Below are 14,014 nucleotides of genomic sequence, written 5' to 3'. Positions count from 1 at the left end.
GCGGCCGCCCGGCCCCGTACGCGCTTAGTAACCCGCGGTAAAGTCCACCAGGTTGATCAGCGGGCGCCCCTCGCGCGCCCGCTGCAAATTCTCCACCACCTGCGGCGCGGCGCTCGACGGGATGGTGATGCTGGCGGCATGCGGCCAGACCAGCACCTTGGGGTGGGTCCAGAAGCGGTGATCGGCCGGCAGGGGCTCGGGCTCGAACACATCGAGCGCGGCGCCGGCGACATGGCCCGAATCCAGCGCCGCCAGAAGGTCCTCCGCGACCACATGCCCGCCGCGCGCGGCGTTGATGAGGAAGGCGCCCTTGGGCAGAAGGGCAAGGGTGCGCGCATTGATCACGCCACGTGTGTCGGGCGTCAGCGGCAGCAGGCAGACCAGGATGTCCGTCTTGGCCAGCATGGCGTCCAGCCCGTCGGCGCCATGGAAGGTCTCGATGCCGTCCAGGCTGCGCGGGCTGCGCGTCCAGCCCATCACCGGGAATTCCAGCGCGCGGAGGATCCGCGCCGTGGCCCCGCCCAGCTCGCCCAGTCCCAGGATGCCGACGCGGCGCTTGTGCGTGTCGGGCGCGGGCAGCTCGTTCCAGACGCGGGCGGCCTGCTGTTCGCGGTATTCCAGGTCCTGCCGGTGGAAGCGCAGCACGTTCAGCAGCACCCACTCGGCCATGCCCTGGGTCAGCCGCGCATCTTTCAGCCGCGCCACGGGAATGCCCGGCGGCGGCCCCGGCGGGCGCAGCAGGTGGTCCACGCCCGCACCCATCGAGACGATGAGCTTCAGGTTCGGATAGCGCCGCAGCTCCGCCATGTCGTGCTGCGTCCAGCAGACGGCGGCCTCGATTCCTGCCGGGTCGCCCACATCGGGAAAGAGGCGGATGTCGAGGCTGGGGTCCACGGCCAGCAGCGCGTCGCGCCAATCCTCCATGGTCGCGGCTTTGGTGGAGAGCAGGATGGCCATTCAGGACCCCTCATGGAAAGAGCGCACATAACCCCGCCAGTCGTCACGCTTGCGGGCAAGGCGCTCTGTGCCATCGGGCATGCGCGCGAACAAGGTGATGGTGCCGCGCGCCCATTGCGCGTCGAAGTTGCGTGGGTCCGCCAGGACATGTGCCGTGGTGCGGTCCATCACCGCGTCGCGGATCGCGGGCCGCACGCGGAACCACCACCAGGCGCAGCCCGCCAGCAGCAGCGCGCCGCCCAGCCAGCGATGGATCACCACCGCCGCCGCGAAGGAGGTGAGCAGGATGGCGGCGGCGGGCAGGATGTTCTCCGAATGCGAATAGACCGGGGTGCCGGGCGTGTTCATCTTGCGGATGAGCACGCCGAGCGTGACCTTCTTCTCATCCAGCAGGCGGCGGAGTTCCTGGAGTTCCCGCCCCTCCCACGGATGCGGGTCAGCCCCGGACATCGGCGGTGGCTTCGGCCCGAAGTTCGAAGGCGGCGGCCATCAAGGCCCGTGTGTAGGGCTGTTGCGGGTTCTGGGTCAGCGCCTCGGCCTCGCCCGTCTCCACGATCTTGCCGTTCCGCATGACGATGATCCGATGCGCCATGGCACGCACCACGCGCAGGTCGTGGCTGATGAACAGGTAGGCCAGGCGGTGCTTCGCCTGCAGCCCGCGCAGCAGCTCCACCACCTGCGCCTGCACGCTGACATCCAGCGCGGAGGTCGGCTCGTCCAGCACGAGCAGCCGTGGCTTCAGCACCAGCGCGCGCGCGATGGCGATGCGCTGGCGCTGGCCGCCGCTGAACTCGTGCGGGTAGCGTTCGGCGCTGGCGGGGTCGAGGCCCACCTCCTCCAGCGCGGCCGCCACGCGGGACGCACGTTCGGCGGCCGTCATGCCGGGTTCATGGACGGAAAGCCCCTCGCCCACGATCTCCGCGGCACTCATGCGCGGCGAGAGCGAGCCATAGGGGTCCTGGAAGACGATCTGCATGCGCGCGCGCAAGGGCCGCAACTCCCCGCGCGAGAGGTTCTGGATCTCGCGTCCCTGGAAGCGGATGACGCCCTCGCTGGCTTCGAGCCGCAGCAGCGCGAGGCCGAGCGTGGTCTTGCCCGAGCCGCTCTCGCCCACCAGGCCCAGCGTCTCCCCCTCGCGCACGGCCATGTCCACGCCGTCCACCGCCTTCACATGGGCCACGGTGCGGTGCAGGAAGCCGCGCCTGATGGGGAAGTGGACGCGCACATCCTCGCCGTGCAGGATTTCCGCGGCGCCCTCCGCCACGGGAGCAGGCCGGCCGCGCGGTTCGGTTGCCAGCAGCATCTGCGTGTAGGGGTGCTGCGGGTTGGCGAAGACCTCGGCCACAAGACCCTGCTCCACCACCCGGCCATCCTTCATCACCACCACGCGGTCGGCGTGGCGCTTCACGATGGTGAGGTCATGCGTGATGAGCAGCAGGGCCATCCGCATCTCGCGCTTCAGCTTGGCCAGCAGTTCCAGGATCTGCGCCTGGATCGTGACGTCGAGCGCGGTGGTGGGTTCGTCCGCGATCAGCAGCCGCGGGTCGTTGGCCAGCGCCGCCGCGATCATCACGCGCTGGCGCTGCCCGCCCGAGAGCTGGTGCGGATAGGCCGCGATGCGTTCCTCGGCCTGGGGGAGGCCCGCGCGCTGGAGCTTCGCGATGACCTCCGCGCGCAGGGCGTCGCCGCGCAGGGGGCGATGGAGCGTGATGGCCTCGCTCACCTGCCGGCCGATGCTGTGCAGCGGATTGAGCGAGGTCATCGGCTCCTGGAACACCATGCCGGCCACCCCGCCGCGCAGCCGCTGCATCTGGGCTTCCGTGGCGGCCGTCACGTCGGTGCCATCCAGCGTGATGCGGCCCTCGGGGTTGGAGCCGGTGGCCGCCAGCAGCCGCAGGATGGACAATGCCGTCACCGACTTGCCGCTGCCGGATTCGCCGACGATGGCGAGCGTCTCGCCCGCATGCAACGCGAAGGAGACACCCTCCACCACCCGCTTGCCGCGAAAGGCGACGGAGAGGTTCTCGACGGAGAGGAGAGGGGCTTCAGCCACCGGACACGCCTTCCAAGAATCCGGCCGCAAGACGGCCGGCGCCGCCCGACCGACCATGCGGCTGGCGCAACAGCCGCGTGGCGAAAGCCAAGCGCGCGGAGCGCGCGCCCGGCGCCGGGTCCCATCGCGGCACGCCGCGATGGGTGCCCGTCTGAAGGCGAACATAAATCATCTTCCGCCACCCGGCAGCTTGCGCGGATCGAAGGCGTCCCGCACCGCCTCGCCGATGAAGATCAGCAGCGTCAGCACGCCGCCCAGCACGAAGAAGCCCGTGAAGGCGAGCCATGGCGCCTGCAAATTGTTCTTCCCCTGTTGCAGCAATTCGCCCAGCGAGGGCGAGCCGGGCGGAAGGCCGAAGCCCAGGAAGTCGAGGCTCGCCAGCACGGTGACGCTGCCGGACAGGATGAAGGGCAGGAAGGTCAGCGTGGCCACCATCGCGTTGGGCAGGATGTGCTGGAACATGAGCCGCCCGTCCGAAACGCCCAAGGCCCGCGCCGCGCGCACATAGTCGAGGTTGCGCCCGCGCAGGAATTCCGCGCGCACCACGCCCACGAGCCCCATCCAGGAAAACACCAGCAGGAAGATCAGCAGCGACCAGAAGGAAGGTTCGATCACGCTGGCCAGGATGATGAGCAGGAAAAGCTGCGGCATGCCCGACCAGATCTCGATGAAGCGTTGGAACAGCAGATCCGTCCAGCCGCCGTAATAGCCCTGCACCGCCCCCGCCGCGATGCCGATGATGGAGGCCGCGATGGTCAGCGTGAAGCCGAACAGCACCGAGATGCGAAAGCCGTAGATCACCCGTGCCACCACATCCCGCGCCTGGTCGTCCGTGCCGAGCCAGTTGGAGGCGCTGGGCGGCGAGGGCGCAGGGGTGGGCAGGTTCCGCACCAGCGTCGCGTGGCTGTAGGGGATGGGCGGCCAGATCACCCAGCCGCCCCGCTCGCGGATGTCGTCGGTCAGCACCGGGTCCTGCCAGTCGGCCGCGGTGGGGAAGCCGTCGGGGATGATGTCGCTCTCCGCGTATTCCACCAGGACGGGGAAGAAGTTGTTGCCTTCCATCCGCACGAAGAGCGGCCGGTCATTGGCGATGACCTCGGCGAAGAGCGTCACGATGAAGAGGATGCCGAAGATCCACAGCGAGATCATGCCGCGCCGGTTCGCGCGGAAATTGGCCAGGCGGCGGCGGGTGATGGGCGTCATGCGGCGGGCGTGAGACGGAAGGAGAGTGCCACGCGCGGCGCCGAAGCCAGCCCCGCCTGCATGGCGGCCGCATTGGCGAAGCGGGCGGGCAGGCGGCGCGCCTCGGTGGTCAGCGTGATCTCGGCGGGCTTGAGCGGCCAAGGGTCGAGTGTGGCGGTGAAGGGGCCGGTGCGGGTCATCTGCACGCCCGCGCAATCGAAGCGGTCCTGCCCCCAGCAGAGGCCCAGCGCCACGGCATCGGCGAAGGCCACCTTCTGTTGCTGCGGCCGCACCTGTTCCTCGGTGACGCCCAGCTCCGCCATGATCTGCGCGGCCCAGGCGGGGGTGCGCGCCACATAGCCCTCCATGGCGGCGAGGCCGGCCGGCGTCGGCGCCATGCGGTTGTGCAGGATGTTCATGCCGTAGATGTGCCGCCCGTGCAGCAGCACCAGCAAGCCCACCCAGCCGCCCCAGTTGGCCAATGCGGCGCGCACGCCCGCCTCCCACATCGGCACATGCTCGTCGCCCGCGAGGGCGTTGAACTGGCGCGGCAGGCCGGTCGCCTCGTCGAATTCGGGCGCGGCCTCCCAGGGCATCCAGGGGCAGTCATGCTGGGCGGCGGCGAGGCACACCGCCTCGAAAGGCTCGGGCGGCTCGGCCAGGGCGCGGGCCAATTGGCCGGAGAGCAGCGCATGGGCCGGCTGCGGCGTGGCGATCACGCTGCCATCGGGCTGGGTCCAGAGGATCACGCGCTATCTCCTCGCCTCGAAGTCGATGCGCGGGTCCACCAGCGTGTAGGTGAAATCGCTCACGATCTGCAGGATCAGCCCCAGCAGGGTGAAGATGTAGAGGGTGCCGAACATCACCGGGTAGTCGCGCCGCAACGCCGCCTCGAAGCCCAGCAGGCCAAGCCCGTCCAGCGAGAAGATGATCTCGACCAGCAGCGCCCCCGTGAACAGGATGCCGATGAAGGCCGCCGGGAAGCCCGCGATGATGATGAGCATGGCGTTGCGGAACACGTGCCCGTAGAGCACGCGGCTTTCCTCCGCCCCCTTGGCGCGCGCGGTCAGCACATATTGCTTGTTGATCTCCTCCAGGAAGGAGTTCTTGGTCAGCATGGTCAGCCCCGCGAAGCCGCCGATCACCAGCGTCAGCGTGGGCAGGAAGATGTGCCAGGCATAGTCCAGCCCCCGCTGCCAGAAGGGCCAGTCGGCGGCACCCGGCGAGGCCAGGCCACGCAGCGGGAACCACTGGAAGAAGCTGCCGCCCGCGAAGAGCACCACCAGCATGACCGCGAACAGGAAGCCCGGGATGGCGTAGCCCACCAGCACCACGCCCGAGGTCCAGAGGTCGAAGCGCGTCCCGTCCCGCACCGCCTTTCGGATGCCGAGCGGGATAGACACCAGGTAGATGATCAGCGTGGACCATAGCCCGAGCGAGATGGAGACTGGCAGCTTCTCGATCACGAGGTCCCAGACCGAGCGGTCCTGGAACAGGGATCGCCCCAGGTCGAAGCGCAGATAGCCCCCCAGCATGGTGAGGAAGCGCTCATGCGCGGGCTTGTCGAAGCCGAAGGCGCGCTCGATCTCGGCCACCACCGCGGGGTCCAGCCCGCGCGCGCCGCGATAGGTGCCGACCGGCCCGCCCTCGCCACCACCGCCCGTGCCGAAGGCGCTGGGCTGGGCGGTGCGGACCTCGCCGCCGCCCTCGCCCGTCAGGCGGCCGAGCGTCTGCCCCTCGCCGCGCAGCTCCGCCAGCATCTGCTCCACGGGGCCGCCGGGGGCGAACTGCACCACGGCGAAGTTGATGAGGATGATGCCGAACAGCGTCGGCACCACCAGCAACAGGCGGCGAAGGAGATAGGCGCCCAACTCAGCCCCGCCGTGCGGCGGTCAGCGCGGCGTCGCGCGCCGGGTCAATCCACCAGCTGTCGAAGCCGAGCCCGTAGCGCGGGTTGCGCTCCGGCCGGCCGAAGCGGTCCCAGAAGGCCACCCAGAAGCGGCGGTTGTGCCATTGCGGGATGACGAAGTGGTGGTGCAGCAGCACGCGGTCGAGCGCCCGGGTGCGATGGATCAGCTCCTCGCGGTCGGGCGCGTTGATGAGCAGTTCCACCAGCTCATCCACCACGGGGTCGCAGATGCCGGCGACGTTCTGGCTGCCGTTCTCGCGCGCCTTCTCGCAGGTCCAGTAGTCGCGCTGTTCGTTGCCGGGGCTGAGGCTCTGGCCCATCACGTCCACCGTCATGTCGAAGTCGAAGGCGTCGGTGCGGACCTGGTATTGCGCGGGGTCCACGGTGCGGACCCGCGCCTCGATGCCCAGGCGCTGCAGCCATTGCACATAGGGCAGGGCCACGCGCTCGAAGGAAGCCCCGTTCAGCAGGATCTCGAAGCTGAAGCCCTGGCCCTGGGGATTCACCATGCGGCGGTTGCGCACCTCCCACCCGGCCTCGCGCATCAGGGTCAGCGCGCGGCGCAGCCCGTCGCGGTTGTTGCCGCTGCCATCGGTGACGGGCAGGCGATACTCTGTGGTGAAGACGCTCTCCGGCACGCGGCCGCGGTAGCGTTCCAGGATTTCCAGCTCCCGCCCCTCGGGCAGGCCGGAGGAGGCGAGTTCGGAATTGGAGAAGAAGCTGGTGGTCCGCGCGTAGAGCCCGTTGAAGATGTTCGCGTTCAGCCATTCATAGTCGAACACGGTCATCAGCGCCTCGCGCACCCGCGCGTCCTGGAAGAGCGGGCGGCGGAGGTTCATCACGAAGGCCTGCATGCCGGTGGGCAGCTCGTGCCGGATCTCGTCGCGGATCACGAGGCCGCGCCGCATGGCCGGGAAGTCGTAGCCCGTGGCCCAGTTGCGCGCGATGTTCTCGGTGCGGAAGTCGATCTGGCCCGCCTTGAAGGCCTCGAAGGCCACCGTGGCGTCGCGGAAGTATTCATAGCGCATCACGTCGAAATTCTCGGTGCCGCGCTTGGTGTTGAGGTTCGCGGACCACGCATCGGGCACGCGCGCATAGGTGATGCTGCGGCCTGAATCGAAGCTCTCCACACGATAGCTACCGGAGCCGAGCGGCGCCTCCTGCAAGGGCCGCGCGAAATCCCGCCCTTCCCAGAAATGCTTCGGCAGCACGTAGATCTGGCCGAGGATGAGGGCCAGTTCCCGGTTCTCGTTGCTGCGGAAGCGGAAGGTGACGCGGCGCGGGCTTTCGGCCACCGCCTCCGCCACATCGCCCCAATAGGAGCGGAAGAAGGGGCGGCCCTGGGCACGCAGCGTCTGGAAGCTGAACACCACGTCCTCGGCCGTGATGGGGCGGCCGTCATGCCAACGCGCGCCCTCGCGCAGCTCGAAGGAGACGCCCATGCGGTCGGCCGGGATTTCGATGGTCTCGGCCAGGTGGGCGTATTCCGTGCTGGCCTCGTCCGAGGAGGTGGCAAGCAGCTGGTCGTAGAGGTTGATCAGCCCCACCGCCGGCGTGCCGCGCAGGATGAAGGGGTTCAGGCTGTCGAAGCTGCCCAGCGCCGTCAGTGTCACCTGCCCGCCCTTGGGCGCGTCCGGGTTCACCCAGGGCCAATGCGGGAAATCCGCCGGCAAGGCGGGCTCTCCCAGGAGCGAGAGGGCATGGGTGCGGATGGGCCCCTGCTGGGCCATCGCCCGCCCGGAGAAGGCGACGAGGCCAAAGCCGGCGGCGAAGAGGTCACGGCGCTTCATGCCCACAGGATGGGGGCGCGGGCCGCGCAGAACAACCGCCTGTTCGCGCCCCGGATACCGGCGCCCTCCAATCTGCGGTAAACCGGCGCCATGCTGGCACTTACCATGGGCGAACCGGCCGGGATCGGCCCCGAGATCACCGCCCGCGCCTGGGCGGCGCTGCGGCAGGGTGGGCCGGAATTCCTCTTCCTGGGCGATGCCGACCTGATCCGGGGTGTACCGGTGGCGCGCGTGGACAGCCCCGAATCGGCGCGCGCGGCCTTTCCCCAGGCCCTGCCCGTGCTGCACCGCCCCCTGCCCGTCCCCGCCACGCCGGGCCACCCCCAGGCCGCGACCGCGCCGGCCGTGCTGGCCGCGATCGAGGAGGCGGTGGCGCTGGCCCGCGCGGGCCGGGTCGGCGGCGTGGTGACCAACCCCATCCAGAAATCCGTGCTGACGGCGGCCGGCTTCCCACATCCCGGCCACACCGAGTTCCTGGGCGAATTGGCCGGCACCGGCGTGCCCCCCGTCATGATGCTGGCCTGCCCACAGCTGCGCGTGGTGCCGGTAACGGTGCATGAGCCGCTGGCACGGGCCATCGCGCGCCTCACCCCCGAACTCATCGTGGAACATGCGCGGATCGCCCATGCCGGGCTGCGGAGGGATTTCGGGATCGCGTCCCCCCGCCTCGCCGTGGCGGGGCTCAACCCCCATGCGGGCGAGGCCGGCACGCTCGGCCATGAGGACCATGCCATCGTGGCGCCGGCCGTCGCCCTGCTCCGCGCCGAGGGCATCGAGGCCACCGGCCCCCACCCGCCCGACACCCTGTTCACCGCCAAGTCCCGCCCCAGCTATGACGCGGCGATCTGCCTCTACCACGACCAGGCGCTGATCCCGATCAAGACGCTGGACATGGATGGAGGGGTGAACGTGACGCTCGGGCTTTCCATCATCCGCACCAGCCCGGACCATGGCACCGCGCTCGACATCGCGGGGCGCGGGATCGCCAGCCCGGACAGCCTGATCGCCGCGCTGCGCCTCGCCGCGCAACTCGCACACCACCGCAGGACCCACGCCGCATGAGGCTTTCCGTCAACATTGACCATGTGGCCACGCTGCGGAATGCGCGGGGCGGACATCTCCCCTGCCCGGTCGCGGCCGCGCAGCTCTGCGTGGCGGCCGGCGCCGATGGCATCACCTTCCATATGCGCGAGGACCGGCGGCACATCCGCGACCAGGATGTGCGCCGCCTGCATGCCGAGGTCACCACGCGCCTGAACTTCGAAATGGCCGCCACGCCCGAGATGGTGGCGCTGGCCGAGGAACTGGCGGGCTCCGGCCAGGGCCTGGCCGCCTGCTGCTTCGTGCCGGAGAAGCGCGAGGAGCTGACCACCGAGGGCGGGCTCGACGTCACCCGCGCCGGCCCCTTCCTGGGCGAGGCCATTGCGCGCCTCGCCACCCGGGGGGTGGAGGTTTCGCTTTTCGTGGAACCTGATCCCGTGCAGATCGAGGCCGCGCGCGCCCTTGGGGCCCAGGCCGTCGAGCTGCACACCGGCACCTATGCCGATGCGGCGCCCGACGCCCGCCCGGCCCTGGCCGCCCGTCTGGCGGAGGGCGCGCGGGTGGCGGCCGGCCTCGGCCTGCATTGCCATGCGGGGCATGGGCTCTCCTTCGAGACCATCACGCCCATCGCCGCCATCCCCGAGATCAGCGAGGTCTCGATCGGGCATTTCCTCATCGGCGCCGCGGTGTTCGAGGGGCTGCCATCGGTCATCGCGCGCATGCGCGGGCTGATGCGGGCCGCAAGGGGCGTCTGAACCCGGCCACGCGCAAGCCGCCTCGCAAAATGCGAGGCCTCGCGCTTCGCAAGCGGGAGAGGCCAGGCGTGGCGCCGCGCCATGATCGTCTTCCCGCCACGGCCTCTGCCCCGGCAGGCTGCGTTTAAGCCCCTGTTAACATTCGGATGTCTTATTCCACAGGCTGGCCGGCTGCTGGAAAGCTTCTCCTGGCACAGGCCTTGCTGACCTCACGGGCAGATCGAACCGATCCGTGGAGACCGAAAATGGCTAATCCGAACAGCGACCTCGCCACCACCTATGTGCGCAAGAACCAGGAGGCGCCCGTGTCGCTCCGCAGCTATATCCTGCAGGGCGCGGTGTGGCTCACCGTCATGCTCGGCCTGTTCTTCACCGCCGGGCTGCGTTTCTGAAACGCCGCTGAACATTCCTGAGGCGCCACGGGCTCAAACCCCATGGCGCCTTGACCGGACCTTCAGGCCTTGCGGGTGAGGGTCGGAATTTCCTCGCGCAGGCGGAAGCGCAGCGCGGACCAGATGTGATCGAGGGCCACCTGCGTCACCGGCAGCAGCCCGGCCTGGGTCAGCGGTTCCCAGCCATGGTCGCGGTCAAGGTCGGAACGCACCGGCCCCGTCTTCTTGGGATAGGCGAACCACAGACGCCCGCCCACCCCATAGAGGTCCAGCGCCCGCGCCGCGACCCGCGCCAGGGTGGCGCGGTCGCTCGCGAAAGCGAGGATCAGTTCGGGCTCGGACGCATTGGTGGCCGGCAGGCCGTGCTTGAAGCCTGCGGGCGGGTCAATGACGGCGCAGACCATCCCGGGCTTGAATCCGAGCTTCCGAGGGATCGGAGCTTCTAGGGCAGTGTCAATCAACGTCACCCCGGCGGCCAGGCCACCGGCCCCAATAAAAAACGTCGCGCGGATGATGACCGGAACTCCGAACGACCCTGGACCCAGGGTGCGATGACGGAAGCACGCGGCCTCTCGACCTCCGAAGGCGCACGCGCCGCCGCGGAGGTCGCCGCCACTTCATGCCCGCGGGGCGGGTGGGTCGCGGGGAAGCCGGGGCCAGAGCCCTCTTTCCGCCGTTTCTCCTCCCGGAGCCTTCAAGGCCCACCGGCCACCAACGCGCCAAGCGCAAGTCAGGTGGACCGGCCAAACCGAAGGTCGTCGAACGCCGATGGCAAACAAGTGACAGCCCTGGGGACATACCCCCGTATGGGTGTCCGGATCAATTCTGGAACTGCACGCGTGCCACCCGCTGCACGCAGGTGACGGTTGCGCCACGCGACGGGGAGGGCCACGCGAAGGCGCCCGCCCCGGGGGCGATGCAACCATGTCCGATTCTGACGTTATACGGAATCGCCTGGGCGGCGGAAATCCAGGCTTCGCGCGGCGGCGCCAACCGTTGCTTCTTCGTATCTTTCGCTTTGACGGGGTTCGGTTGGATTGACGCCGCAACGCCTGGACGCCTACAAGACCGCCCGAGGACGCAAAGCTGGAGCGAAGGCGATGACGCCGCGCGATAACACAGGCCGCATCCCTGCGATGACGGTCCGCAACCGGGAATTGGCGGCATGAAGGACCCCCGCGAGGCCGGCATGGTCGGCCGGCGCACCGACGGCACGCTGATCCGCCGTCCATTGTCGCCGCATCTGCAAGTCTATGACATGATGCAGATGACGAGCGCGCTCTCCATCATGCACCGCGCCACGGGCGCCGCATGGTCGGTGGGGACCGTGCTGCTGGTCTGGTGGCTGGTGGCCGCCGCGGCCGGGCCCGAGGCCTTCTCCCGGGTGGAATGGTTTCTCTCCTCCATCCTCGGCATGCTGGTGCTGTTCGGCCTGACGGCCGCGGCCTGGTATCACACGCTGGCCGGCATCCGGCATCTGGCCTGGGATGCGGGGCATGGCTTCGAACTGGCGCAAGCCTATCGCAGCGGCCGCATGGTGCTGGTCGGCACCGCCGTTCTGACGGTGCTGACCTGGGTTCTCGTCTTCGTGTTTCGGGGTTGAAGATGGCCGTCAAGGATAGCGTGAGCCAAAGCGCCCTTCGCACCCCCCTCGGCCGCGTGCGCGGCCTGGGCTCGGCGCGTGGCGGCACCCATCACTGGTGGATGCAGCGCGTCACCTCCATCGCCCTGCTGCCGCTGACCCTCTGGTTCGTGTTCAGCGCGGTGGGGCTGGCCGGCGCGGGCTATGCCGAGACGCGGGCCTTCATCGGCGCGCCGCTCAATGCGGTGCTGCTGCTGGCATTGATCGGCCTGACCTTTCACCACATGGCCGCCGGCCTGCAGGTTGTGGTCGAGGACTACACGCGCGGCGAATTCGCGCGGATGGCCACGATCCTGGTCATCAAGGGCGTGTGCCTGCTGATGGCGCTGGCCTCGGCGCTGGCAGTGCTGCGGATCGCCCTCGGTTCGTAGCGATCGCGTAACGGGATTGGCGACCCCTTCCGGGCCGCCCAAAACAGGTTGGGGTGGTGGCGCGGCGTCTCGCGCCCCGCAAAGGATGGATCGGGAACGATGAACGCGATCAGCAAGCCGTCTTCAGGGGCCTATCGTGTGGTGGACCACACCTATGACGTGGTGGTGGTCGGCGCCGGTGGCGCGGGGCTGCGCGCCACCTTCGGCATGGGCGCCTCGGGCCTGAAAACCGCCTGCATCACCAAGGTCTTTCCCACGCGCAGCCACACCGTGGCGGCGCAGGGCGGCGTGGGTGCCGCGCTCGGCAACATGGGCGAGGATGACTGGCGCTGGCACATGTACGACACCGTGAAGGGGTCGGACTGGCTGGGTGACCAGGACGCCATCGAATACATGTGCCGTGAGGCCGTGCCCGCGATCATCGAGCTGGAGCACTATGGCGTGCCCTTCAGCCGCACCGAGGATGGCCGCATCTACCAGCGCCCCTTCGGCGGTCACATGAAGGAATATGGCAAGGAGCCGGCGATGCGCGCCTGCGCCGCGGCCGACCGCACGGGCCATGCCATCCTGCACACGCTCTACCAGCAGTCGCTCAAGCATGGCTGCGAGTTCTTCGTGGAGTACTTCGCGCTCGACCTCATCATGGATGACGAGGGCGTGTGCCGCGGCGTGATCGCGTGGAACCTGGAAGACGGCTCCATGCACCGCTTCCGGGCGCAGAAGGTGGTGCTGGCCACCGGCGGTTATGGCCGCGCCTGGTTCTCCGCCACCTCCGCCCACACCTGCACCGGCGATGGCGGCGGCATGGTGCTGCGCGCCGGCCTGCCCCTGCAGGACCAGGAATTCGTGCAGTTCCACCCCACCGGCATCTACGGCGCGGGCTGCCTCGTCACCGAGGGCGCGCGTGGCGAGGGCGGCTACCTCACCAACTCCGAGGGCGAGCGCTTCATGGAGCGTTATGCGCCCACGGCGAAGGACCTCGCCTCGCGCGACGTCGTCTCGCGCGCCATGTCGCTCGAAATCCGCGAGGGGCGCGGCTGTGGCCCGATGAAGGACCACATCATGCTCCACCTGGAGCATCTGGGCGCCGACATCCTGCATGAGCGCCTGCCGGGCATTTCCGAGACGGCGCGCATCTTCGCCGGCGTGGACGTGACGAAGGAGCCCATCCCGATGCTCCCGACTGTCCACTACAACATGGGCGGCATCCCCACGAACATCCACACCGAGGTGCTGCGCCCCACCCGCGACGACGAGGACGCCACCGTCCCCGGCCTGATGGCGGTGGGCGAGGCGGCCTGCGTCTCGGTCCATGGCGCGAACCGGCTGGGCACCAACTCCCTGCTCGACCTCGTGGTGTTCGGCCGCGCCGCCGCCCACCGCGCCGCCGAGACGGTGAAGCCCGGCACCAGCCAGCCGCCCCTGCCGCCCCGCGCGGGCGAGGGCAGCCTCGACCGCTTCGACCGCATCCGCCATGCCAAGGGCAACACCGGCACGGCGGAGCTGCGCCTTGAGATGCAGCGCACCATGCAGGCCCATGCCGCGGTCTTCCGCAACTCGGAGCTGCTGCGCGAGGGCGTGGACAAGATGAAGAAGGTCCATTCCGGCTTCGGCGACCTGCGGGTGTCCGACCGCAGCCTGGTGTGGAACACCGACCTGGTGGAGGCGCTGGAACTCGACAACCTGGTCGGCAACGCGATGACCACCATCGTCAGCGCCGAGGCCCGCAAGGAAAGCCGCGGCGCGCACGCCCAGGAGGATTTCCCGGACCGTGACGACGACAACTGGATGAAGCACACGCTCGCCTCGATGAACGAGAAGGGCGAGGTGAGCCTCGACTATCGCGGCGTGAAGATGCGCACCCTCACCAACGAGGTGCAGGTGTTCCCCCCCAAGGCCCGCGTCTACTAAGGACCCCAGAT

At 69.3% G+C, this 14,014-nt stretch carries 14 protein-coding genes; 6 read left to right on the top strand and 8 right to left on the bottom strand.

What is annotated here, in order from left to right; all coding sequences use genetic code 11:
* Positions 1–24 precede the first annotated feature (24 nt).
* The 7 genes from GGQ83_RS14305 to GGQ83_RS14275 form a co-directional block, all read right to left on the bottom strand.
* Positions 25–957 (bottom strand): 2-hydroxyacid dehydrogenase, encoded by a 933-nt coding sequence (locus GGQ83_RS14305; protein WP_184385173.1) that lies wholly within the window; start codon positions 955–957, stop codon positions 25–27.
* Positions 958–1,407, bottom strand: a complete 450-nt coding sequence (locus GGQ83_RS14300; protein WP_184385171.1) for a hypothetical protein — start codon at positions 1,405–1,407, stop codon at positions 958–960.
* Positions 1,394–3,010: an ABC transporter ATP-binding protein gene (locus GGQ83_RS14295; protein ID WP_311728255.1), complete on the bottom strand. Its 1,617-nt coding sequence runs from the start codon at positions 3,008–3,010 to the stop codon at positions 1,394–1,396. Before GGQ83_RS14295 ends, GGQ83_RS14300 begins: the two co-directional genes overlap by 14 nt.
* A 168-nt stretch (positions 3,011–3,178) precedes the next feature.
* Positions 3,179–4,213 (bottom strand): ABC transporter permease, encoded by a 1,035-nt coding sequence (locus GGQ83_RS14290; protein WP_184385167.1) that lies wholly within the window; start codon positions 4,211–4,213, stop codon positions 3,179–3,181.
* Positions 4,210–4,941 carry a DUF3891 family protein gene (locus tag GGQ83_RS14285; RefSeq protein WP_184385165.1) on the bottom strand — a complete coding sequence of 244 codons (732 nt, stop codon included), beginning with the start codon at positions 4,939–4,941 and terminating at the stop codon, positions 4,210–4,212. The genes GGQ83_RS14290 and GGQ83_RS14285 overlap by 4 nt, the downstream gene beginning before the upstream one ends.
* A 3-nt stretch (positions 4,942–4,944) precedes the next feature.
* The gene (locus GGQ83_RS14280) at positions 4,945–6,063 is read right to left on the bottom strand and encodes a microcin C ABC transporter permease YejB (RefSeq protein ID WP_184385163.1); all 1,119 of its coding nucleotides are present in this window, start codon (positions 6,061–6,063) and stop codon (positions 4,945–4,947) included.
* A 1-nt stretch (position 6,064) separates the two neighbouring features.
* Positions 6,065–7,891 (bottom strand): extracellular solute-binding protein, encoded by a 1,827-nt coding sequence (locus tag GGQ83_RS14275; RefSeq protein ID WP_184385161.1) that lies wholly within the window; start codon positions 7,889–7,891, stop codon positions 6,065–6,067.
* A gap of 90 nt (positions 7,892–7,981) precedes the next feature.
* Here GGQ83_RS14275 and pdxA point away from each other — a divergent pair, with 90 nt between their 5' ends.
* The 3 genes from pdxA (at position 7,982) to GGQ83_RS14260 (ending at position 10,079) form a co-directional block, all read left to right on the top strand.
* Positions 7,982–8,953 carry a 4-hydroxythreonine-4-phosphate dehydrogenase PdxA gene (pdxA, locus tag GGQ83_RS14270; protein WP_184385159.1) on the top strand — a complete coding sequence of 324 codons (972 nt, stop codon included), beginning with the start codon at positions 7,982–7,984 and terminating at the stop codon, positions 8,951–8,953.
* Positions 8,950–9,687, top strand: a complete 738-nt coding sequence (locus GGQ83_RS14265; protein ID WP_184385157.1) for a pyridoxine 5'-phosphate synthase — start codon at positions 8,950–8,952, stop codon at positions 9,685–9,687. Before pdxA ends, GGQ83_RS14265 begins: the two co-directional genes overlap by 4 nt.
* Before the next feature lie 245 nt (positions 9,688–9,932).
* Positions 9,933–10,079: a hypothetical protein gene (locus GGQ83_RS14260; protein WP_184385155.1), complete on the top strand. Its 147-nt coding sequence runs from the start codon at positions 9,933–9,935 to the stop codon at positions 10,077–10,079.
* 62 nt (positions 10,080–10,141) lie between these two features.
* Here GGQ83_RS14260 and GGQ83_RS14255 read toward each other — a convergent pair whose 3' ends face one another.
* Positions 10,142–10,483, bottom strand: a complete 342-nt coding sequence (locus GGQ83_RS14255; protein WP_184385153.1) for a hypothetical protein — start codon at positions 10,481–10,483, stop codon at positions 10,142–10,144.
* Positions 10,484–11,244: 761 nt separating this feature from the next.
* Here GGQ83_RS14255 and sdhC point away from each other — a divergent pair.
* From sdhC to sdhA, 3 genes are all read left to right on the top strand, one after another.
* Positions 11,245–11,682: a succinate dehydrogenase, cytochrome b556 subunit gene (gene sdhC, locus GGQ83_RS14250; protein ID WP_184385151.1), complete on the top strand. Its 438-nt coding sequence runs from the start codon at positions 11,245–11,247 to the stop codon at positions 11,680–11,682.
* A gap of 20 nt (positions 11,683–11,702) precedes the next feature.
* Positions 11,703–12,092: a succinate dehydrogenase, hydrophobic membrane anchor protein gene (sdhD, locus tag GGQ83_RS14245; RefSeq protein ID WP_311728249.1), complete on the top strand. Its 390-nt coding sequence runs from the start codon at positions 11,703–11,705 to the stop codon at positions 12,090–12,092.
* 99 nt (positions 12,093–12,191) lie between these two features.
* Entirely contained in the window at positions 12,192–14,003 is a 1,812-nt protein-coding gene (gene sdhA, locus GGQ83_RS14240; RefSeq protein ID WP_184385147.1) for a succinate dehydrogenase flavoprotein subunit, read from the top strand.
* The last annotated feature ends 11 nt before the right edge of the window (positions 14,004–14,014 follow it).

Origin of the sequence: Roseococcus suduntuyensis, assembly GCF_014196305.1 — a bacterium.
GTDB classification, from domain to species: Bacteria; Pseudomonadota; Alphaproteobacteria; order Acetobacterales; family Acetobacteraceae; genus Roseococcus; species Roseococcus suduntuyensis.
The sequence above is the reverse complement of the archived record's forward strand: the minus strand, read 5'-3'. Positions and strand labels throughout refer to the sequence as shown.